Here is a 22,011-nt window from a genome sequence, read left to right as displayed (position 1 = left end):
ACAAATTGATAACACCCCACCTCACTGACATCTTCGGATGTGAATGGTGACTGAGAAGAATTCTCGCGTCCACTTTGTGGTTCCCGATTTACGGTCGGGAACTGCGCCCAGCTAACACAGCCGGGGCCCTCTTCACGGAGGACTCTGAACTGNGCCCAGCTAACACAGCCGGGGCCCTCTTCACGGAGGACTCTGAACTGATGTTTCTGGCCCAGACTGATACATAAATCAATAGTGTTTCGGCGGCCATAGCGAGAGGGAAACGCCCGGTTACATTCCGAACCCGGAAGCTAAGACTCTCTGCGCCGATGGTACTGCAAGGGGGACCTTGTGGGAGAGTAGGACACCGCCGGACTTAAATTGTGAAATGGCCACCACTGTGTTTAATAGACACAGAGGTGGCCATTTTGCGTTAAGTTCCACCCATATTCAGGAGCAATTTGTGAGCGATTCGTCAGGTAACGACGGCCGGCGCGACAGCCGTCCCCACGGAAGCCGTTCAGGCGCGCCTCGATCCGGTGGACGACCCACCGGCGGACGCCCCGGCGAAGGACGCCCGAGCGATGGAAGGCCACGCCGCGACAACGCTGCTGGCGGACCCGCTCGCGGTAAGCCCGCATCCAATTCAGACCGCCCGTGGCGCGACAAGCCAGCGGGCGAAGACCGTCGCCCCCGCCGCGACGGCGACAGCAGTGACCGTTCACCTCGCCGCGATTCCTCGGCAAGCGACGACCGTCGCCCGCCACTCAGCAACGACCGCGATTCCCGGCCACAGCGTTCGGGAGATCGCGACTCGCGTCCACCACGTTCCGGCGACCGTGACTCGCGGCCGCCTCGCTCTGGCGACCGCGACGGTCGTCCGCAGCGTTCTGGCGATCGTCCCGATAGGGGAGACCGGCCGGCACGCCCGTTCCGTTCCGATGGCTCCGGACGCCCCGAGCGTGGCGGACGTCCTGACCGCGGATCCGATCGCCGCGGTGGCCCCGACGAAAAACGACTCTGGACCAAGGGCGGTGCGCCCGCACGCGGAGACCGTAACGCCAGTGAACGCGAGCCTGAGGAGGATCGCGATCCCTTCGGCATCCGCTCGGTTCGTGCCTTCCACCAGGCCCCGGAGATTCCCGAGGGCGTAACGCCCAAGATGCTCGACCGTGTTGCCTCCAACGAGTTGAAGACCCTCAGCAAGGAGAATGCGGAAGGCGTCGCGCTTCACCTCGTGATGGTGTCGCAGCTCATTGAAGAAGACCCTGAGTTGGCTCATCAGCATGCTATTTCGGCTGCCCGTCGTGCCGGCCGTATCGGCGTAGTTCGCGAGACTCTCGCGATCACTGCCTACGCCACTGGTGACTACGCGCTCGCTCTTCGCGAGCTGCGCACATACCGCCGTATTACGGGTCGCGATGATCAACTGCCCATGATGGTCGATAGCGAACGTGGCCTCGAGCGCCCTGAGCGCGCTCTTGAACTCGGACGTTCGGTGAAGCGCGGCACCCTGTCGGTGCCCGTGCAGGTCGAACTGGCTATCGCGATGTCTGGTGCACGCCTCGACCTCGGTCAGGCCGAAGAAGCGCTCATTGAATTGCAAATACCGCAGTTGGACCCTACGACGGCGTTCACATACAGCCCGGCACTCTTCGGTGCGTACGGAACTGTTCTTGAGGAGCTGGGCCGTGATGAAGAAGCTGCGACGTGGTTCGGGCGAGCGGATGTCGCGGCTGAGGCTCTCGGTGACGATGACGACGACATGATCGAAGTTATCGAAGAAGATATTGAATTCGACGACGAAGAAGTAGATGCGGCTGTCGTTTCTGACGAATCTAGCTCCGAAACTGAGGGTACCGATGGGGCTGTGGACATCGCTGAAGAAGCGGACGGGAACGACAGCAAAAGCACCTCAGATGAGCAGTAAAACTCCTCTGACGGGCATCGATCTCGTACTCGCTGATCTGGATGGCGTGATCTACCGCGGCGCTGACGCGATTCCTCATGCCGTTGAGAGTATGAACGCGATTGAGGGCGCCCAGGTGGCCTACATCACGAACAATGCCTCGCGCACCGATGCATCCGTCGCTGAGCACTTGAGCGAGCTCGGGCTTACCGTGGCACCGCACGATGTTGTGACGTCGCCGCAAGCCGCCATGGGGTTGCTCCGTGACCTCGTACCCGCCGGCTCGATCATCATGGTTGTTGGCGGCGACGGTCTCACGGACGAGCTTGAGAAGTCGGGTTTTGTCGTCACGCGATCAGCGGATGACTCGCCGGCGGCTGTCGTGCAGGGTTTCGCTCCGCATGTGGGCTGGAAAGATCTCGCCGAAGCGTCGTTCGCTCTCAAGGGTGGCGACGACGGCATCCCGTGGATCGCTACCAACACCGACTGGACGATTCCGCAGGCTCGGGGCACCGCTCCCGGCAACGGAACACTCGTCTCTGCCGTGCACTCTGCGGTGGGCCGTTTGCCAATCGTTGCTGGTAAGCCAGAGGTCGCTATTTTTGAAGAAGCTTTCCGCCGTTACGAGTCGCGTTCGGCACTCATGATTGGCGACCGCCTTGACACCGATATTCTCGGAGCCAATCGCGCTGGCATCCCGTCGCTGCTCGTGCTGACCGGAATCGACCAGGCCAAGCAGGTGCTGGCGTGCATTCCGGATGAGCGTCCGACGATGATCGTCGACGACCTGCGCGGACTGCTTGAGCCTTACCCTGAAACTGTGGTCACGCACGACGGCGCTGCCGTAGTGACGACCGTCGGAACCGCGACTGTGCGCCTTGAGGCACAACGTTTGACGGTAACTGAGACCGGAACAGCGATCGACCGCCTGCGTGCCGGCGCTGCAGCCATTTGGAACTCGGGGAGCGCCATCTACGCCCTCGAAGTGCCCGCGGAGCTATATTCGTGAGCATGGATGACGAATCGCCCGTTGACGGATTGATGTCACGACTGAGCCTGATCGAGGCTCAGCCGCTCGAAACCCGTGCCACCGCGTTCACTCAGATTCACGACCAGTTGCAGCAGCAGCTTGATGGCAAGGACGCGTTCTCGCGCAATGGCTAGTATGCGGCTCGATGCAGCACTGGCTGCCCGCGGACTCGCTCGTTCGCGCACCCACGCGGCGAAGCTGATTGCGGATAACCTCGTGACGGTTTCCGGTGTCGCCGTACCCAAAGCGTCCACGCCGGTCACTGACGAGCATGAGATTGACGTCGCCGAAACTGATCATTATGTGAGTCGTGCGGCGCACAAGCTTGTAGCGGGTCTTGACGCCTTCGGCATTGACGCGACTGACAAGCTCGCGCTCGATGTTGGCGCCTCGACGGGTGGATTCACCCAGGTTTTGCTCGAACGGGGTGCTCGCGAGGTTATTGCGCTCGATGTCGGGCACGGGCAACTCGTCGACCTGATCCGCTCGGATGCGCGAGTGCGAGTGGTTGAGCGAGAGAACGCCCGCTATCTCACCGCTGAGTCGCTTGCAGAATTGAGCGGGACATCCGAAACTCCCACGCTCGTGGTCTCCGACCTCTCGTTCATTTCGCTTCGCACTGTTCTGCCCGCGTTTCACGCTGCGGTGGGGGAGAGCGCTGACTACGTGTTGCTCGTGAAGCCGCAGTTCGAGGTGGGGCGCACGAATATTCGCGAGGGAATTGTTCACGGCTCAGCCTTGCGCGATGAAGCGATCATGGGTGTCTTATGGGCCGCGTGGGACGTGGGGCTCGGTACTGCCGGTGTCATCTCCTCACCAATCGCCGGTAACGCGGGAAACCGTGAGTATCTTGTGTGGTTGAGCGCGCGGTCAGGGAGCAATCCGACAGAATGGTTAACGCAGGTTTCTGCGATCGCCTAACGCCGCCACTGAGCGGTGTGAAACGAACTATCCCTACGAATGAGAGGTGCACGGTGCAGTCCGAGAACTCTCACGTTTCTGACCGTCACATTTTGGTTATCGCCCACACGGGGCGTGCAGAGTCTCTGACCGCTGCGATCTCGGTGTGCCGTCAACTTATTAGCGCGGGCATCGTTGTGGTGTTGGCTCCCGATAGCTACGAAACGATTCTGCAAGCAGAACCCGACCTTTCTCCGGTGCGGCGCTTGGGTAACGAGGTTGAAACCGGTGAACTCGAACTCGTCATCGTGCTCGGTGGGGATGGGACCATCCTTCGTGCCGCGGAACTGACGCGTGGCTGCAGCGCCCCGTTGCTCGGTGTGAATCTCGGCCACGTTGGATTCTTGGCCGAGAGCGAGCGAGAAGAGCTCACGTCGACGGTCGATCGTGCGCTGGCTCGTGATTACCTCGTCGAAGAGCGCATGACTCTTTCAGTGCGGGTGAAGGTCGATTCCGAGGTTGTGTACGAATCCTGGGCGCTCAACGAGGCGACGGTCGAAAAGGCCAGTCGCGAGCGGATGCTAGAAGTGGTCATCGAAGTCGATGGTCGCCCCCTTTCCTCGTTCGGCTGCGACGGCGTCGTGATGTCGACGCCCACCGGCTCCACCGCCTATGCGTTTTCGGCCGGTGGCCCGGTTGTGTGGCCGAGTCTTGACGCTTTGTTGCTCGTGCCGCTGAGCGCTCACGCCCTTTTTGCTCGTCCGCTCGTTGTCGGCCCGGATTCTGCACTGGCCGTCGAAGTGCTCGGACGCAATATGGGCATTGGGGTTTTGTGGTGCGATGGTCGCCGTGCTTTCGATCTGCCTCGCGGTGCCCGCGTAGTTGTGCGTCGCTCCCCGGTGCCCGTGCGTCTTGCCCGCCTCTCACAGGGGCCGTTCACTGATCGTCTCGTCAAAAAATTCAACTTGCCTGTCAACGGTTGGCGTGGGCCAGCATCGGAGGAGGGAACCCACTCGTGATCGAAGAGATTTCCATCCGCGACCTCGGTGTTATCGCCTCGGCTCGACTACCGTTGAGCCCGGGCTTCACGGCTCTCACGGGGGAGACTGGTGCCGGTAAGACAATGGTTGTCACGGCGCTCGGGCTGCTCTTGGGGGAGCGCGCGGACCCCACCTCGATTCGGGCGGAAAGCAACCAAGCTTCTGTCGAGGGCCGTTGGGTTATTGATCCGGCATCGGCTGTTGCCGACCGCGTGCGCGACGCCGGCGGTGACCTCGACGAAGGCGAACTTCTTCTCGTGCGCACGGTGGCTCGCGAAGGCCGCAGTCGCGCCGTGGTCGGTGGCCGCAGCGCCCCGGTTGGCGTGCTCACCGAACTTGGTGACCAGCTAGTTGTCGTGCACGGGCAGTCGGAACAAATTCGTCTCAAATCATCGACTGCGCAACGCAATGCGCTCGATCGCTTTGCTGGTGCGGAATTGGCGACTGTGCTCGAGCAGTATCAGGCCGTGTTCCGTCGGTGGCAGGCCGCTCAGGGCGAGCTCGACGTATTGATCGCGGAGAGTGACCTCCGCAGTCGTGAAGCGGACGAACTTCGTGTGGCTATTCAAGAGATCGAAGCGGCGGACGTGCGCCGCGGAGAAGATATCGAACTCACTGAGCGCGCCGATCGGCTCTCGAACCTCGAAGGGCTGCGTCTGGCTGCTGAGGGCGCCCACGCGGTGCTGTCGGCGGATGCCGTAGACGAAGGCTCCGATGTTGTGGCGATGCTTGCCAGTGCCCAACGAGGGCTTGAACGGGTTGCCGAGCACGACGCACAACTTGCGTCGATCGCCGAAGCGCTAGCGGCGGCATCCATTACTCTCGGCGAGATCTCGACCGATCTTTCGGGCTACCTTGCCGGTCTGGATGCCGATGGCAGCCGTGAACTGGAGCAGGTTGAAGAACGTCGCAGCCAGCTTTCTGCTCTCATCCGCAAGCACGGTGTGAGTCTCGACGATGTCGTTGATGTTCTTGATACCGGCAGCCAACGCCTTCTGGAGCTCGACAACGACTCCACCCGAATCGATGAATTGCGCGCGCAAGTTGAGGCCGATCAGAGCGAGCTCATCCAGCTCGCTTCAGGCGTCAGCGACGTGCGCACCACGAGCGCTGCGCGCCTCGCCTCCGAGGTGAGCAATGAGCTTACGCATCTGGCAATGGCGAATGCCGAAATCGTCGTGACCGTCGAAGACCGCAGCGACTACTCGCTGAGCGGTAAGGATGAAGTGGCGATTCTGCTGCGCCCCCACCCCGGTGCGCCGCCGCGTTCGCTCGGCAAGGGTGCTTCTGGGGGAGAGCTCTCGCGCGTCATGCTGGCGATCGAAGTTGTTATCGCCGGCAACGACCCCGTGCCCACCTTCATCTTCGATGAAGTGGATGCTGGCGTCGGCGGTGCTGCGGCCATCGAGATCGGCAAGCGACTGGCTCAGCTGAGCCGCACCGCTCAAGTGATTGTTGTTACGCACCTGGCGCAGGTGGCCGCGTTTGCGGACAACCACCTCAGCGTCGTTAAGGGCGATGATGGCTCGGTCACGGCATCCAGCGTTCACAAACTCGAAGGAGAGGCGCGCATCGCTGAGATGGCGCGGTTGCTCTCAGGGCTTCCTGACTCAGAATCGGGCCTCGCTCACGCGCGCGAACTAATCGAGACGGCACGCGAACTTGAGAATGCTGCGCCGTAGTCGCTGATTACCTCAGGGCACGGCGGCGAGGAACGGGCTCGCTTGGGGTGTGGATAACCTCAGCGCGCTCGGCTCAAGCTGTTAAGCCGATAACGAAACGCCCTGAAGCGGCGACAAGATCGTCAGTCGTGGCATACGATAGAACCCCGTGGTGGACAATCAAAACGCGGTCGTAACAAAGCACATCTTCGTCACCGGAGGAGTCGTCTCTTCTCTCGGTAAAGGCCTCACGGCGGCGAGTCTCGGTAACCTGCTGACAGCACGCGGGCTCCGCGTCGTCATGCAGAAGCTGGATCCCTATCTGAATGTGGATCCGGGAACCATGAACCCCTTCCAACACGGTGAAGTTTTTGTCACCGATGATGGCGCCGAAACTGACCTCGACATCGGTCACTACGAGCGCTTCCTCGACATCAAGCTCAACCAGGCAGCCAACGTCACGACGGGCCAGATCTACTCCGAAGTGATCGCCAAAGAGCGCCGCGGTGAGTACCTCGGTGACACCGTGCAGGTCATCCCGCACATCACCGACGAAATCAAGCGCCGCATGCGCCTACAGGCGGCTGGCCCTTTCGACGACTCGAACCCGCAGCCTGACGTGATCATCACCGAAATCGGTGGAACCGTCGGCGACATTGAGAGCCTTCCGTTCATCGAGTCGGCTCGCCAAGTGCGCCACGAGCTGGGTCGCAAAAACGTATTTTTCGTTCACGTGTCGCTCGTGCCTTTCATGGCTGCGTCCGGTGAGCAGAAAACCAAGCCCACGCAGCACTCCGTGGCAGCCCTGCGCTCGATCGGCATCCAGCCCGATGCTCTCGTACTGCGCAGCGACCGCCCCGTCTCCGAGTCGAACAAGCGCAAGATCGCGCTCATGTGTGACGTTGAAGAAGACGCCGTCGTCAACGCCACCGATGCGGCCAGCATCTACGACATCCCCGAAATGCTGCACAGCCAGGGACTCGACGCTTACATCATCGATCAACTCGGGCTTGAAGCCGACTCGGTCAACTGGGACGGCTGGAGTGAACTTCTCGAAGCCGTTCACCACCCCAAGCACGAGACCACGATCGGTCTCGTCGGTAAGTACATCGACCTGCCCGACGCCTACCTCTCGGTCACCGAAGCACTGCGTGCCGGAGGCTTCGCGAACAGCGCCAAGGTCAACATCCGCTGGGTTCCCTCCGACGAATGTGAAACGCCCGAAGGTGCAGCCAAGCACCTAGGCGATCTCGACGGCATCATTGTTCCCGGTGGTTTCGGCGTGCGCGGAATCGAGGGCAAGCTTGGCGCCCTCAAGTTCGTTCGTGAGAACGGCATCCCGGCCCTCGGTATTTGCCTTGGCCTGCAGTGCATGGTGATCGAATACGCTCGCGACATGGCGGGCCTCGAAGGCGCGTCATCCACCGAGTTCGATACCGACACGAAGTACCCCGTTATCGCCACGATGGCCGAGCAGGTCGACATCATCGCGGGGGGAGATATGGGCGGCACGATGCGCCTCGGCCTCTACAACGCTGATCTCGAACCCGGTTCGATCGTCGAAGAAATCTATGGCGCACCGACCGCGGCCGAGCGCCACCGTCACCGCTACGAAGTAAACAACGAATACCGCCAGCAGATTGCGGATGCGGGACTGAAGTTCTCCGGAATCTCGCCCGACCGCACCCTGGTTGAGTTCGTCGAGCTGCCGCGCGAAGTTCACCCCTACTACGTGGGAACTCAGGCACACCCTGAACTTCTCTCGCGCCCCAACCACGCGCACCCGCTCTTCCGTGGCCTTATTGCCGCTGCGATTGAGCGCCAAAAGTCCAACCGCCTCTTTGAGGTGACCGAGCAGGATGATGCATAACGACCCCAGCAATGAGCTGAGCGACGACCGCGTCACTCCCGAGCTTCTCGGCAGCGAAACGGTGTTCGCGGGGCGAGTGTGGAACGTGGACCGCGAGCGTTTTCAGCTCGACGGCTCCGCGATCACTCGCGAGTTCGTGAACCACACCGGCGCCGTTGCGGTGCTGGCCATGGACGAACGTGATCGTGTTCTGCTGATCAAGCAGTACCGGCACCCCGTGCGCTTGCGTGATTGGGAACTGCCGGCGGGCTTGCTCGACGTGCTCAACGAGTCACCGCTCATTGCAGCCCAGCGTGAACTGGCTGAAGAGACCGACCTGCAGGCCGAATCGTGGCACGTGCTCAGCGAAATGCTGACCTCGCCGGGCGGCAGCAATGAGGCGGTGCGCATCTACCTCGCGCGCGGAGTGAGTGCGACCGGCGACGTGTTTGAGCGCTACGCCGAAGAGGCCGGCATTGAGCTTCGCTGGGTGCCGCTCGATGAGGCCGTGGAAGCGGTGCTGCAGCGTCGCGTGCAGAACTCGATCCTGTGCGTCGGGGTCATGGCGGCGCAATTGGGGCGCGACCGGGGCTGGAACACGCTCGGCGACGCCAACGCGCCGTGGCCGCGGCATCCGCGTAACTACGCTGAATAGCCCCTCGCGGTAGGTTGAGCGACATGACCGAGCCGACGCCTCCCGTAGCGAAGAGCGCGATTGCTGTGGCCGCAGAGCGCTATCTGCGGCATCTTGCGATTGAGCGCGGGCTCTCGGCGAATACTCTCGCTGCCTATCGTCGCGACCTCGACACCTATCTCGGATTCTTGAGCGTTCGGGGCCTTGTCACGCCCGCTGCTGTGGCGGCGGATGACGTCACCGCTTTCGCGCACAGCTTGCGAGCCGACACCGAGCGACCGCTCGCGGCGTCCTCGGTCGCGCGCATGCTGTCGACAGTCCGCGGGCTACACACCTTTTTTGTCGATGAATCGCTTGCCGTGGAGGACGTCGCCCACACGGTCGCGATTCCGAAACAGCCGATGCGGTTGCCCAAGGCCATCACCATTGAACAAATGACCGCGGTGCTGGGGGCGTTTCCCGGCGACGAGATCATCTCGCTGCGCAACACCGCGCTACTGGAGTTGCTGTACGCCACGGGAGCGCGTGTCTCGGAGGTCACGGCGCTGAATGTTGACGACATGATCGATGGCGACATTGTGCGGCTGCTGGGTAAGGGCAACAAGCAGCGCATCGTTCCTGTCGGCAGCTTTGCGCAAGCGGCGATCGAGAAGTATCTGGTGCGCGCTCGTCCCGTTCTGTCAGTCAAGGGCGCATCCACGCCCGCGTTGTTTTTGGGAGCGCGCGGCGCCCGGCTATCGCGTCAGAACGTGTGGTTGATCATCCAGTCGGCCGCAGAACGTGCCGAACTGGGAATCGACATCTCGCCGCACACGTTCCGGCACTCGTTTGCGACGCATTTGCTGTCGGGCGGGGCCGACGTGCGGGTAGTGCAGGAGTTGCTGGGGCACTCCTCGGTCGCCACCACGCAGATTTACACGATGGTTACCGCTGACACCTTGCGCGACATGTACACGACCGCTCATCCACGCGCCCGGTAGCGGGGCAGCGGGGCAGCGGAGTAGCGGCGAGCCCGGTGCGTTGGTTGGGCGTGTCGCGCTCTCAAACCTTCAACCTTTGGTAGAGGCGACCCTGTCGTGTCCGCGCGTGGGAGAACCGGCTGCAACGAAAGCGCGACGTAAACTTTTAGCATGACAAAACAGCGTGAGAACGAATCGACGCTGGCAGGGTTGGATGTTCCGGCAATGGGCCCAACCGGCCGCCCGATCACCAACTTTCCGGAACCCCCGCCGCTCGACGGCCACGGGCCCGCACGCATCATTTCTCTGTGCAACCAGAAGGGTGGCGTCGGCAAAACAACGACCACTATCAACCTCGGCGCTTCATTCGCTGAGTATGGTCGCCGCGTTCTCGCCATCGACTTTGACCCGCAGGGTGCTCTCTCTGCTGGCCTCGGTGTTCCGACGCACGATGTGCCCACGATTTACGACCTGTTGCTCGGCTCCATCAAGAATCCGGCCGAAGCGATTGTTCACACGAACGTTCCCGGCCTCGACGTCATCCCGGCCAACATCGACCTCTCGGCCGCTGAGGTGCACCTCGTCAATGAGGTCGCTCGCGAAACTATCTTGGCCCGCGTTCTTCGCAAGGTTAGTGACGACTACGACGTCATCCTGATCGACTGCCAGCCCTCACTCGGCTTGCTCACTGTCAACGCGCTTACGGCCGCCCACGGCGTGCTTATCCCGCTGGAGTGCGAGTTCTTCGCCCTGCGCGGTGTCGCTCTGCTCGTGGAGACGATCGAAAAGGTTCAGGATCGGCTCAACCCGGCGATCAAGCTCGACGGCATCTTGGCCACCATGTTCGACGCTCGCACCCTCCACTCGCGTGAAGTACTCGAGCGCGTTGTCGAAAACTTCGGTGACGATGTTCTTGAGACCGTCATTGGTCGCACGGTGAAGTTCCCGGATGCCAGCGTTGCCGGAGCCCCCATCACAACTTTCGCCCCCGACCACTCAGCGGCACACTCGTACCGCCAAGTGGCGCGAGAGCTGATTGCCCGTGGCGCCGTCGCCTAGCGGCGTCGAGGCGCCTTCGGCACACGGCGCCGACGAAATCGAGACTCCCGCAGAAGGATTCTCGGTTTCTCTCAGCAACTTCAACGGTCCTTTCGACCTGCTGCTCTCGCTCATCACCAAACACGAACTCGACATCACCGAGGTCTCGCTCTCGAGGATCACTGACGAGTTCATCGCGTACCTCCGTAATTTTCAGTCGCCCGATGGCTCGGATGACATCGACGAACTCGATCAGGCCAGCGAATTCTTGGTGGTTGCTGCCACGCTGCTCGACCTGAAGGTGGCGGGACTCCTGCCTCAGGGGGAGCTAGTTGACGCCGAAGACTTTGCCCTTCTTGAAGCGCGTGACCTGCTTTTCGCTCGCCTGTTGCAGTACCGCGCCTTCAAGCAGGCCAGTGACTGGTTTGGCTCGCACTTTGAGGTTGAAGCCACGCGGACGGTTCGGTCAGTTCGTTTGGAGGAGAAGTACCGCACTCAAACTCCCGAGCTCGTGTGGACCCTCAGCCTCGATGATTTTGCTGCCCTCGCGACGCTGGCGTTCACGCCGCGAGAGATTCCGAGCGTGGGGCTCGACCATTTGCACGCCCCGCTCATCAGCATCCGAGAGCAGGCGGCGCACGTCGTCGCGCTGTTGCGCGGGGGGGAGCCGATGACGTTCCGTCAGCTCATCGCCGGCGCCGAGCTCAAGGGCGTGGTCATTGCCCGCTTCTTGGCGGTGCTGGAGCTGTATCGCGGCTCGAACGTGGCGTTCGAGCAGATCGAACCCTTGGGCGAACTCACCGTCCGTTGGACAGCGGAACACTGGTCAGACGATAGCCTCGCTAATCTGGGAGCTGATTATGGAAACTGACACCGCGACGACTGAAAATCTGCCCACCGAGCAGCCCGACACCGAGCCGACAGCAGAAGAACTCGCCGCCGGCCCCGTTGTTGATCTCGCTCGCGGCCTTGAAGCGATCTTTATGGTGGCCGATCAGCCGCAAAGCATCGTGAGCCTGGCGACCGCGCTGAACGCTCCCGTGGCCGCGATCCGCCAGACGATCACCGCGCTGCGGGCTGATTTTGACGGCGAAGGCGCGGGCCCCCGTCGTGGTTTTGAGCTTCGCGAAGTGGGCGGTGGCTGGCGCATCTACGTGCGCGCCGACTACGACGCGGCGGTGCGAGACTTCGTTTATACGCAGAATCCGTCGCGCTTGAGTCAGGCCGCGTTGGAGACTCTCGCAGTGATTGCGTACAAGCAACCGATCAGTCGTGGGGCAATTGCTGCCGTGCGCGCGGTGAATGTTGACTCAGTAGTGCGTACACTGCTGAGCCGAGGACTTATTACGGAGGCGTTTACCGACAACGAGACGGGCGCCATCCATTACGAAACAACGGAGCTCATGCTCGTGCAATTGGGGATCAACTCCATTGCCGAGTTGCCTCCCATCTCGCCACTTTTATCTGATGGTTCGGACGGTTTTGATGAACAACGCTAATGGCGCAGGCGCCACTCACCCCGAGGGCGAACGCCTCCAAAAAGTAATGGCCGCGGCAGGAGTTGCCTCCCGCCGGGTGTCAGAAGATTTGATCTACCAGGGCCGTGTTGCGGTCAATGGCAAGGTTGTCGAAGAAGCTGGTCGCCGCGTCAAGCCGACCGACCGCGTCACGGTGGATGGCTCAGCCATTCAGCTCGACACCACCAAGCGCTACGTCATGCTCAATAAGCCTGTTGGCGTCGTGAGCTCTATGGCAGACGAGGGCGGTCGCGCCGACCTGCAGCAGTTCACCGGCAACTACGACGAGCGACTCTTCAACGTGGGCCGTCTCGACGTGCAGACGTCTGGACTCATCGTGCTTACCAACGACGGCGAACTCGCGCACGTGCTCGCGCATCCCTCGTTCGGTGTTACGAAGACCTACATTGCCAAGGTTGAAGGTGTAGTGAGCGCACAAACAGTCTCGCAACTCACCAAGGGCATCGAGCTTGAAGACGGAGTGATCGCCGCCGACAAGGCTCGTGTCATCGGCCGCGCCGTGAACGACGAGTCCATGATTGAGCTCACCCTTCACTCGGGCCGCAACCGCATCGTGCGACGGATGATGGAGGCTGCTGGCCACCCCGTCGTCGAACTCGTTCGCCGCCAGTTTGGTCCGCTTAACCTGGGAAGCCTCGGAGTGGGCAAGACTCGTAACCTCACCAAGGTGGAGCTGGGTGCGGTCTTGACGATCGCCCGTGACGCTGAGGAGCGCTCGTGAATCTAGGCCGCATCACCGGGCAAGTACGCATCGTTGGTGCGGGGCTGCTCGGTGCCAGCATCGGTCACGGCTTGCGGGCCAAGGGTGTAGACGTGATTCTGCACGATGCGTCGCGCAGTAATGCGACGCTCGCCATTGACTACGGTGCCGGCCGTGCGCCTCAAGCAGACGACAAGCCCACGCTCGTGATCGTGGCGGTTCCGCCCGACGTCACGGCCGAGGTTGTCGCGCGCGAACTTATGGCGTGGCCGCAAGCTACGGTGACGGATGTCGCGAGCGTCGCGGTATCCGTGTTGGACGAGCTCATCGCCCTCGGTGTCGATCTTGATCGTTTTATTGGTTCTCATCCGCTAGCGGGACGTGAACGTGGTGGCGCTATTTCGGCGCGCGCCGACCTGTTTATTGGTCGCCCCTGGGTGATTGGCCGTGGGACGCCATTCAACCGTCGAGCGGTCGAAGATCTCGTGATCGAGCTGGGCGCGATCCCCGTGCTGATGTCGGCATCGGAGCACGATGATGCGGTGGCTTTGGTCTCGCATGTGCCGCAGATCGTCTCCAGTCTGCTTGCTCACCGTTTGGCCGACGCTTCTGACGAGGCTGTAGGCCTCGCCGGACAGGGGCTGCGCGACACAACTCGCATTGCTTCAAGCGCCCCGGAACTGTGGGTTCAGATTTTGAGCGCGAATGCTGGGCCCGTCGCAGAGATTCTTCGTGAACTGCAGAGCGAACTCAGCGGCGCGATCACCGCCCTTGAAAATCCGGATGCGCCGGGTTCACGCCGCGCTCTCGCCGAAGTGCTGGCAGGCGGTAATGCTGGAGTGGCACGAATTCCCGGCAAACACGGAACGAGCAAGAGCTTTAGCCAACTCGTCGTGATGGTGGATGACAAGCCCGGTGAGCTTGCCCGCCTACTCACCGAAATCGGCGAGGCCGATGTCAACATGGAAGACTTGAGGCTGGAACACTCACCCGGCGCACAATTTGGTCTGGCTGAGATCTCGGTACTGCCGGAGAAAAAAAGCACATTGGCCCGCGAGCTCTCGGCTCGCGGTTGGAAGATTGCAGGGGCTTTCGCGTGAATAAGAATCCGTCGTTTGTTGTTGTGGCTGTGGATGGCCCCGCTGGCAGCGGAAAGTCGAGTGTGTCTAAGGCCACCGCTCGCGAACTTGGTTTTGACTACCTCGACACCGGTGCCGCGTACCGCGGTTTCGCGCTGCACTGCCTCGAGCGCGGTGTAGACACCCTGGGCCCCGGTGACGTAATCGAAACGCTCCCGCGGTTCGAGTACTCCATCGGTATCGACCCCGACAACTACTTTGTGAAGGTCGACTCGGAGATCGTGACCAACGACATCCGCGAACCTCGTATCACGGGGGTTGTCTCGAACATCGCCCGGGTTCCCGAGGTGCGTCAGTACATGGTCGACCTGTTCCGCAGCATCATTGCCGGCAGCGAAAAACCCGGAATCGTGGTCGAAGGACGAGACATCACGACGGTGGTTGCACCGGATGCTCAGGCGCGAATTCTGCTCACAGCCAGCGAAGAAGCTAGGATGGAACGTCGTGCGGCTGAACTCTCCGGAGAATCGAGCGCGACAACGGCGCAACAACTCAGTTATCGAGATGCGCAGGACTCCAAAGTCGTGGACTTCATGAACGCCGCCGATGGGGTCATCACCATTGACTCCACCAATCTTGACTTCGATCAAACCGTGACGGCCGTCGCGAGTTTCGTTCGCTCCAGTATGTAAACAAAGGACTACCCATGGCCGATCATTCGCCCGCCGCAGACGATTTTCCCGAGCTGAACCCGGATCTCGTCGAGCGACTTTCCGGCATGGACGAAGAAGAGGCTGCCCAGCGCACCTCCGCCCTTCGCGCCGGATTGAGCGACTACGACCTCGACGACGACGACATCCAGGTTCTGGATTCTGCCTCCGACGACCCGGATGCCATCTACTACCTGCCTGCTCTGCCGGTTCTCGCGATCGTTGGTCGCCCGAACGTCGGCAAGTCGGCTCTCGTCAACCGCATCATCGGCCGTCGTGAAGCCGTGGTCGAGGACACCCCCGGTGTTACTCGCGACCGCGTGAACTACAAGGCCGAGTGGAACAACCGTCACTTCACGATCGTCGACACCGGTGGGTGGGAGCCCGACGCTAAGGGCATCGACGCTTCGGTTGCTGCCCAGGCTGAGATCGCTATCGACCTCGCCGACGCTGTTCTTTTCGTGGTGGATGCCACGGTTGGCCCGACCTCGACCGACGAACACGTCGTGCGCATGCTTCGCGCCACTAACAAGCCCGTGATTTTGGTCGCCAACAAGGTTGACGACGTTCACCAGGAATCGGATGCCGCGTCGCTCTGGAGCCTCGGCCTCGGTCAGCCGTGGCCGTCATCCGCCGTTCACGGCCGTGGTGTTGCTGACCTTCTCGACCACGTGCTCACGGTCCTGCCGAAGATCTCGAATGTAGCCAAGGAAGAAGTGGGTGGCCCGCGCCGCGTCGCTATCCTTGGTCGCCCGAACGTGGGCAAGTCGAGCCTCCTCAACAAGACCGCCGGTGAAGAGCGCGTCGTTGTCAACGAACTCGCTGGCACGACTCGCGACCCGGTCGACGAGCAGATCGAGCTCGGCGGAAAGTTCTGGCGTTTCGTCGACACCGCCGGTATCCGTCGTCGCGTTGCTTTGGCTCAGGGGGCGGACTTCTACGCCACGCTGCGCACGAGTGCGGCACTGGAAAAGGCTGAAGTGGCCGTCGTGATCTTCGATGTGAGCCAGCCGCTCAGTGTTCAGGACCTCAAGATTGTTGACCTCGTGCTCGAATCGGGCCGTGCGCTCGTTCTGGCCTTCAACAAGTGGGACCTTCTCGACGATGAACGTCGCGACCTGCTCGAGCGTGAAATCGACAAGGACCTCGCGCACGTTGCGTGGGCTCCTCGCGTAAACATCTCGGCCAAGACCGGTCGTCACATGGAGAAGCTGGTTCCGGCTCTCGAGCTGGCGCTGGAGTCGTGGGATACCCGCATTGCGACTGGTAAGTTCAACGCTCTTCTGGCTGAGCTCACACAGGAGCACCCTCACCCGCTTCGTGGTGGCAAGCAGCCGCGCATCCTCTTTGGTACGCAGGCTTCGAGCCGTCCGCCGACGTTCGTTCTCTTCACGACCGGATTTTTGGACCCGCAGTACCGACGCTTTATTACGCGTCGACTGCGTGAGATCTTCGGCTTCGATGGCAGCCCCATCCAGGTCAACATGCGTGTGCGTGAGAAGCGTAAGCGTAAGTAGGTTCTCGAGCTTTGGCTCTGTAGCTTCGGCTTAACGACCAAACGGCGAGTCATTCTCCTAGGAGAGTGACTCGCCGTTTGGCGTTAACCAGCGCGTGAGCGGATGCCGGTGGGCTGCCGCTCACGCTCGAGCGTTAGTGTGCGACCGGTGCGACGTTCGCGTCGGCATCCGCATCGGCGTCAACCTCGGCATCGTTGCGCTTGACGAAGAACGTGGCGACGATCGCGAACAGCGAGATGATTCCGCCGGCCATGAAGGCGAGACGAACGCCCCCGGCGAGAGCTTCGGTGTCGGGTGCCCCTTCGGCGGCCAGCGCGACGGACTGCACTGTGAGCAGCGCGATAAACAGTGCCGTACCGGCGGCACCCGCGAGCTGCTGAACGGTGCCGATGGTGGCGCTGCCGTGCGAGTACAGGTGCGGCTTGAGGCTGCCGAGGGCCGACGTGAATAGCGGCGTGAACATGAAGGCGAGGCCGATGCTCATGGGAACGTGAATGGCGACGACCATGAACGGTGAGCTGTTCTCCGACAGCATCGTGAAGCTCCAGAGGGCGGCGCTCACGACGATGGCACCGGGGATCATGAGCGGGCGCGGGCCAACCTTGTCGTAGAGGCGACCGACGACCGGTCCGAGAAGACCCATCATGAGGCTGCCGGGAAGTACGAGCAGTCCACTCTGGATGGGCTCGAGACCGAGAACGTCCTGCGTAAACATGGGGAGCAGGATGATGGTGCCAAAGAGCGCCGCCATCATGACCATCATGAGGCCGATGGAGACGGCGAAGCCGGAGGCGGCGAAGGTGCGCAGGTCGAGAAGCGCGCTATCGGTTTTCTGCAGCTTCAGCTGGCGCATGATGAACAGCGCAAGGCTGATGGCGCCAGCAACGATGGGGATGGCGGGGGCGACGAGCACCTCACCGCTCGCTGATTCGCCGAGGCTCGAGAGGCCGTAAATGAGTCCCGCAAAGGCAATCGCAGAAAGGATGACCGAGAGTACATCGATCGACACCTTGCGAGGATCCGTAACGTTGCGCACCTTGGTGATGCCGAGGATGAGCGCGGTGACCGAGATGGGGATCATGACGATGAAAACCCAGCGCCAGTCAAAGACAGCCAGGACAAGACCGGCGACGGTCGGGCCGACGGCGGGAGCCATCGACATGACGATCGAGACGTTGCCCATCGTCTTACCGCGGGTAGCCGGGGGGACGAGAGTCATGACGGTGGTCATGAGAAGCGGCAGCATGATGGCGGTACCCGAGGCTTGAACGACGCGACCGACGATGAGGATCGCGAAGGTGGGGGCGATCGCGCCCAGAAGCGTGCCCGCGGTGAAGAGCGTCATGGCAGCGATGAAGATGCTGCGGGTCGTGAAGCGTTGGATAAGGAATCCGGTAATCGGAATCACTACCGCCATCGTAAGCATGAACGACGTTGACAACCACTGAGCGGTGCTGGGCTCGATCTTGAGGTCTTCCATGATGCGGGGGATGGCAACGACGAGCGACGTCTCGTTGAGGAACACCACGAAGGTTGCCGCGAGCATGAGCGCGATGACGAGACGGTTGCGACCGCTGTTGTCGACGGCGCCCGCCGCAGAGCTGGACAAGGAGCTCGCACCGGGTGGGGCGAGGGGAATGCTGCCGGTGATCGGCGTGGTGCTGGTCATGAAAATCCTGTCGTGTCTCAAGCGGTAGGACGAAGCAGCAGCCGCGGTCGACAGGGCGCACAAATCAGTCGTCTTCTTTATTCTCGCTCAGTGCAACGACATCCGACAGCAAAATAATCCCGATTGCGTGGAGTCGGCGGCAAACCGGCTCGCGGTGGGGCAGAAGTGGGGCATGAGCAGGCCCTGTCGAGCGAGAAGTGGTCCACGACGGTCGGGCGCAATACCTCTGCCCGAGCAGCTGCGGGAAGCGCTATGTTGGAGGCACAACTTGTGACACGGGGTGCCCTGCGGGGCTGAGAACACACCCGTCGAACCTGATCTAGTTAGAACTAGCGAAGGGATGTCGTGCATGTCGCGTACGCCACCAAACTTTTTGACCGCCACTCAAGACGCGCTCGAGGCGGTGAGATCGACGTCGCCGCTCGTGCAGTGCATCACCAATAGCGTGGTGGTGGGCTTCACCGCTAACGCTCTGCTGGCCGTGGGTGCGGCTCCGGCCATGGTGGATATTCCGGAGGAAGCGGGCATGTTCGCGGGGGTGGCATCCGGAGTGCTCATCAATCTCGGCACCTGCCGTGAAGAGCAGCGCGCTGCGGCGCTGGAGGCAGCACCGGCCGCCAACGCTGCGGGAACGCCATGGGTGCTCGACCCCGTGGCTATTGGTGCTCTGCCCGTGCGGACTCCTTTGGCGTATCGCCTGCGTGATCTCGGGCCGTCGATTGTGCGGGGCAATGCTTCAGAGATTCTGGCGCTTGCCGAACTAGGCGCTGGTGGCCGTGGTGTCGACAGCACGAGCAGTGTGGATTCCGCACTCACTGCTGCTCAGATGCTCGCTCGCGTGACGGGCGGCGCCGTCGCAGTATCGGGAGCGACTGACCTCGTGACCGATGGCGTGAGTGTCGTGAGACTCACAAACGGGCATCCGGTGCTGACAAAGGTCACGGGTGGTGGCTGTGCGCTGGGAGCGATCATGGCGGCGTTTGCTGCGGTGACTCCGGATGCGTTGACCGCGGCAGTAGCGGCGACGAGCGTGTACACGGTAGCGGCTGATCTCGCGGCGGAACGTTCGGCGCTGCCGGGAAGCTTCGCTGTGGCTCTGCTGGACGCACTGAGCGAAGTGTCAGTAGACGACATTGCAGAACGGGCGGTGATCGCGTGAGCGGCGTGCGAGAGAACGAGAGAGCGGTAGGCAACGGTTTTCGCGAGAGCTTCAACCTCTCGACCTATCTCGTGACGGATTCGACCCAGGCCCGCGCGGCCGGCCATGACCTGGTTGATCTTGTCTATGAGGCCGTCGCCGGGGGAGTCACTGTCGTTCAAATTCGCGAGAAGGACACTCCCGCCCACGAATTTCTCGACATCGTCTTGCGGGTGTCGACCGCAGTGGCGCGCAAGGTGCCCGTGCTCGTCAATGACCGCGTCGACGTGTACCTGGCGGCCCGCGAAATGGGTGCCAAAGTGGCCGGAGTGCATGTGGGGCAAAACGACTTGCCCGTGTCATCCGTTCGAGCACTTGTCGGGCCGGATGCCATTGTCGGGTTGAGCGCCTCTACCGAGGACCAGTTGTTCGCAGCCGGGGTGCGCTCCGCCGGGGTCGACTACGTCGGTATTGGCGCACTGAACCCCACGACGACCAAGAAGGATGCTCCGGATGCTCTGGGGCACGCCCGCATGGCCGAACTCGTCGCAGTCAGCAAACTGCCGACTGTTGCTATTGGCGGGATTGGTCTGGCGGATGTTCCGTTGTTGCGCGCCGCTGGTGCCGATGGTGCTGCGGTGGTGTCCGCTATCTGTGGTGCTGCCGACCCGCGAGAAGCGGCACGGGCGCTCGCCGCAGCGTGGGCTGGAGTTCGAGCGGGGGAGACGGCGTGAGTGAAGTTGCGGGTAAGGGAGAGAACGTGAGTGTGAGTTCAGGCGTTGGGACGGGTGCGAGTGCGGTTGCGGCCGCGGGTACGAACGGGGTGCGGGTACCGCGGGTACTGAGCATTGCCGGCAGCGACCCCTCGGGTGGGGCTGGCATCCAGGCTGACCTCAAGTCGATTGCGGCCAATGGCGGCTACGGCATGGCGGCGATCACGGCGCTGACGGCCCAGAACACGCAGGGCGTGAGTGGCGTGCATGTGCCGCCGGCCTCGTTTTTGAAGAAACAGTTGGATGCCGTCAGCGACGACATAGCGATCGATGCAGTGAAGATTGGGATGCTTGGCACTCCGGAGGTCGTTGCTGTCGTGCAGGAATGGCTGGCGCGAGTCAAGCCACCGCTCGTTGTGCTTGACCCGGTGATGGTTGCGACCAGTGGAGATCGCCTGCTGAATACGGAAGCCGAGCTGGCGCTGCGTGAACTGGTGCGGGTCAGCGATCTGGTGACACCGAACATCCCTGAGCTCGCGATTATTGCGGGAGAGCCTGCCGCCGAGACGTGGGACGAGGTGCTGGCGCAGGCGGCGCGAGTCTCTGCCTCCTACGGGGTGCGCGTGCTCGCCAAGGGCGGCCACTTGAGTGGGGCTGAGGCTCCGGATGCGCTCGTGGATGCTCGTTTCGGGAACGCGCCGGTCGTGACAGAGTTTGTCGGCATCCGTCTAGAGACCACGAACACGCACGGAACGGGCTGTTCGCTGTCAAGTGCGCTGGCGACGCGCATTGCGGCGACCGGCGATTGGCCTGCCGCGGTGGGGGAGTCGAAGCGGTGGTTGAGCGAGAGCATCCGTGCCGGTGCAGCTCTGCAGGTAGGCGACGGGCATGGGCCCATCAGCCACTTTGCGGGGCTGTGGGCTCGCGGGGGCGTAGAGACGGCGCCAACGGCGGCAGAGGTGCGGGAGCACTGGTGGGCCGAGATTGCGGACATCCGCGCTCAGATCGACAACGGTGACTTTGTGCGGGCGCTGGGCGATGGTTCCCTCGAGCGGGGCGACTTCGTCTGGTACCTGGCTCAGGATGCGCTCTACCTGCGGGATTATGCGCGGGCGATCGCCGAAGCCGCCCGGCTGGCACCCACCGCTGCGGAACAAGCCTTCTGGGCATCGAGCGCTGAGGGCTGCATCGTGACCGAACTGCAGTTGCACGAGTCATGGTCTCCCGAGGGCGAAGTGTTCGCGGCCTCGCCCAGTGCGACCACCACCGGGTACCTCAACCACCTGCTGGCGACGGCTGCCCGCGGTGACTATGCGGTGCTCGCTGCCGCTCTGTTGCCCTGCTTCTGGGTGTACCACGACGTCGGTTCGCGCCTGCACCCGCTCGCGCACGCCGAGCACCCCTACGCCGACTGGTTGACGACCTACGCCGATGACGCCTTCACGGATGCCACCGAGCAGGCCATCACGATAGTGACGACGCTCGCCGCAGACGCCACGCCGGTAGTTCGGGATGCGATGCTCACCGCTTTCGTGGCCTCCACGGAGCACGAACGCGAGTTCTTCGCTGCCGCGCACGGGGTTAGCTCGCATTGATTTTGTTTCTGTTCCCCAATTGACCCCAAAGTGAACACGGGCCCTCAAATTCCGCGTTAGGATAGTGGAGTTGTCGCGGGCTGTAGCGCAGCTTGGTAGCGCACCTGACTGGGGGTCAGGGGGTCGCAGGTTCAAATCCTGTCAGCCCGACAATGGGGTTCTTCTAGATACTGTTCTAAGAACCTAAGGACACAAAAACCCTCCCGGGTAATCCGGGAGGGTTTTCCTTCTTAACGCACGCTTTCGGCTTACGATCACGCCTGACCGCTCATCTCGTGAGCGGTTCGAATGCTTAAATGCCAAACGCTCCCGTTCGGGAGCGCGTCGAATTGTTCGTCAAGCGGATACTTGCC

General features: G+C 62.1%; 20 protein-coding genes, 1 tRNA gene, 1 rRNA gene and 1 riboswitch. Of the genes, 21 read left to right on the top strand and 1 reads right to left on the bottom strand.

The window, feature by feature from the left end; genetic code table 11:
• Positions 1 to 238 precede the first annotated feature (238 nt).
• From rrf to der, 17 genes are all read left to right on the top strand, one after another.
• A 5S ribosomal RNA gene (gene rrf / locus I6E58_RS09680) occupies positions 239 to 355 on the top strand.
• Positions 356 to 442: 87 nt separating this feature from the next.
• Positions 443 to 1,909 (top strand): primosomal protein, encoded by a 1,467-nt coding sequence (locus I6E58_RS09675; protein WP_197132708.1) that lies wholly within the window; start codon positions 443 to 445, stop codon positions 1,907 to 1,909.
• A complete protein-coding gene (locus tag I6E58_RS09670; protein ID WP_197132706.1) occupies positions 1,899 to 2,897 on the top strand; it encodes an HAD-IIA family hydrolase in 999 nt (332 codons plus the stop codon). The genes I6E58_RS09675 and I6E58_RS09670 overlap by 11 nt, the downstream gene beginning before the upstream one ends.
• A 2-nt stretch (positions 2,898 to 2,899) precedes the next feature.
• Positions 2,900 to 3,052, top strand: a complete 153-nt coding sequence (locus tag I6E58_RS09665; protein ID WP_197132704.1) for a hypothetical protein — start codon at positions 2,900 to 2,902, stop codon at positions 3,050 to 3,052.
• Positions 3,045 to 3,839 carry a TlyA family RNA methyltransferase gene (locus I6E58_RS09660; RefSeq protein ID WP_197132702.1) on the top strand — a complete coding sequence of 265 codons (795 nt, stop codon included), beginning with the start codon at positions 3,045 to 3,047 and terminating at the stop codon, positions 3,837 to 3,839. Before I6E58_RS09665 ends, I6E58_RS09660 begins: the two co-directional genes overlap by 8 nt.
• 53 nt (positions 3,840 to 3,892) lie before the next feature.
• On the top strand, positions 3,893 to 4,837 hold the full coding sequence (locus I6E58_RS09655) for an NAD kinase (RefSeq protein ID WP_197132700.1): 945 nt from the start codon (positions 3,893 to 3,895) through the stop codon (positions 4,835 to 4,837).
• Positions 4,834 to 6,540 carry a DNA repair protein RecN gene (recN, locus tag I6E58_RS09650; protein WP_197132698.1) on the top strand — a complete coding sequence of 569 codons (1,707 nt, stop codon included), beginning with the start codon at positions 4,834 to 4,836 and terminating at the stop codon, positions 6,538 to 6,540. Before I6E58_RS09655 ends, recN begins: the two co-directional genes overlap by 4 nt.
• A 148-nt stretch (positions 6,541 to 6,688) precedes the next feature.
• Positions 6,689 to 8,389 carry a CTP synthase gene (locus tag I6E58_RS09645; RefSeq protein WP_197132696.1) on the top strand — a complete coding sequence of 567 codons (1,701 nt, stop codon included), beginning with the start codon at positions 6,689 to 6,691 and terminating at the stop codon, positions 8,387 to 8,389.
• The gene (locus tag I6E58_RS09640) at positions 8,379 to 9,023 is read left to right on the top strand and encodes an NUDIX hydrolase (protein WP_197132693.1); all 645 of its coding nucleotides are present in this window, start codon (positions 8,379 to 8,381) and stop codon (positions 9,021 to 9,023) included. The genes I6E58_RS09645 and I6E58_RS09640 overlap by 11 nt, the downstream gene beginning before the upstream one ends.
• Positions 9,024 to 9,046: 23 nt before the next feature.
• A complete protein-coding gene (locus I6E58_RS09635; RefSeq protein ID WP_197132690.1) occupies positions 9,047 to 9,982 on the top strand; it encodes a site-specific tyrosine recombinase XerD in 936 nt (311 codons plus the stop codon).
• Between the two features lie 150 nt (positions 9,983 to 10,132).
• Complete coding sequence (locus tag I6E58_RS09630; RefSeq protein ID WP_129071172.1) at positions 10,133 to 11,020, top strand: ParA family protein; 888 nt, start codon at positions 10,133 to 10,135, stop codon at positions 11,018 to 11,020.
• Positions 11,004 to 11,870, top strand: a complete 867-nt coding sequence (locus tag I6E58_RS09625; protein WP_197132687.1) for a ScpA family protein — start codon at positions 11,004 to 11,006, stop codon at positions 11,868 to 11,870. Before I6E58_RS09630 ends, I6E58_RS09625 begins: the two co-directional genes overlap by 17 nt.
• Entirely contained in the window at positions 11,860 to 12,498 is a 639-nt protein-coding gene (locus I6E58_RS09620; RefSeq protein WP_129071174.1) for an SMC-Scp complex subunit ScpB, read from the top strand. Before I6E58_RS09625 ends, I6E58_RS09620 begins: the two co-directional genes overlap by 11 nt.
• A complete protein-coding gene (locus tag I6E58_RS09615) occupies positions 12,485 to 13,258 on the top strand; it encodes a pseudouridine synthase (protein ID WP_129071175.1) in 774 nt (257 codons plus the stop codon). The genes I6E58_RS09620 and I6E58_RS09615 overlap by 14 nt, the downstream gene beginning before the upstream one ends.
• Positions 13,255 to 14,337 (top strand): prephenate dehydrogenase, encoded by a 1,083-nt coding sequence (locus I6E58_RS09610; protein WP_197132684.1) that lies wholly within the window; start codon positions 13,255 to 13,257, stop codon positions 14,335 to 14,337. The genes I6E58_RS09615 and I6E58_RS09610 overlap by 4 nt, the downstream gene beginning before the upstream one ends.
• A complete protein-coding gene (gene cmk, locus I6E58_RS09605; RefSeq protein ID WP_197132681.1) occupies positions 14,334 to 15,008 on the top strand; it encodes a (d)CMP kinase in 675 nt (224 codons plus the stop codon). The genes I6E58_RS09610 and cmk overlap by 4 nt, the downstream gene beginning before the upstream one ends.
• Positions 15,009 to 15,022: 14 nt before the next feature.
• Entirely contained in the window at positions 15,023 to 16,543 is a 1,521-nt protein-coding gene (gene der, locus I6E58_RS09600) for a ribosome biogenesis GTPase Der (RefSeq protein ID WP_129071178.1), read from the top strand.
• A gap of 133 nt (positions 16,544 to 16,676) precedes the next feature.
• On the opposite strand, the gene I6E58_RS09595 is transcribed toward der, so the two are convergent.
• Positions 16,677 to 18,212, bottom strand: coding sequence for a DHA2 family efflux MFS transporter permease subunit (locus tag I6E58_RS09595; protein WP_197132678.1), 1,536 nt, complete (start codon positions 18,210 to 18,212; stop codon positions 16,677 to 16,679).
• Between the two features lie 266 nt (positions 18,213 to 18,478).
• Positions 18,479 to 18,570, top strand: a riboswitch (TPP riboswitch).
• On the opposite strand from I6E58_RS09595, the gene thiM reads away from it, so the two are divergent.
• The 4 genes from thiM to I6E58_RS09575 all read left to right on the top strand — a co-directional run bounded on the left by thiM (position 18,562) and on the right by I6E58_RS09575 (position 21,808).
• Positions 18,562 to 19,371 (top strand): hydroxyethylthiazole kinase, encoded by an 810-nt coding sequence (gene thiM / locus I6E58_RS09590; protein ID WP_197132675.1) that lies wholly within the window; start codon positions 18,562 to 18,564, stop codon positions 19,369 to 19,371. Its footprint overlaps the riboswitch before it by 9 nt.
• Positions 19,368 to 20,084, top strand: coding sequence for a thiamine phosphate synthase (thiE, locus tag I6E58_RS09585; protein WP_197132672.1), 717 nt, complete (start codon positions 19,368 to 19,370; stop codon positions 20,082 to 20,084). Before thiM ends, thiE begins: the two co-directional genes overlap by 4 nt.
• Positions 20,081 to 21,658 carry a bifunctional hydroxymethylpyrimidine kinase/phosphomethylpyrimidine kinase gene (locus tag I6E58_RS09580; RefSeq protein WP_197132669.1) on the top strand — a complete coding sequence of 526 codons (1,578 nt, stop codon included), beginning with the start codon at positions 20,081 to 20,083 and terminating at the stop codon, positions 21,656 to 21,658. The genes thiE and I6E58_RS09580 overlap by 4 nt, the downstream gene beginning before the upstream one ends.
• Before the next feature lie 76 nt (positions 21,659 to 21,734).
• Positions 21,735 to 21,808: transfer RNA gene (locus I6E58_RS09575), tRNA-Pro, on the top strand.
• Positions 21,809 to 22,011: the final 203 nt, after the last annotated feature.

The sequence above is a fragment of the Salinibacterium sp. SWN1162 genome (assembly GCF_015864675.1).
GTDB lineage: Bacteria > Actinomycetota > Actinomycetes > Actinomycetales > Microbacteriaceae > Rhodoglobus.
Note: the sequence above shows the minus strand (reverse complement) of the source record. Positions and strands in the feature narration are given on the sequence as shown.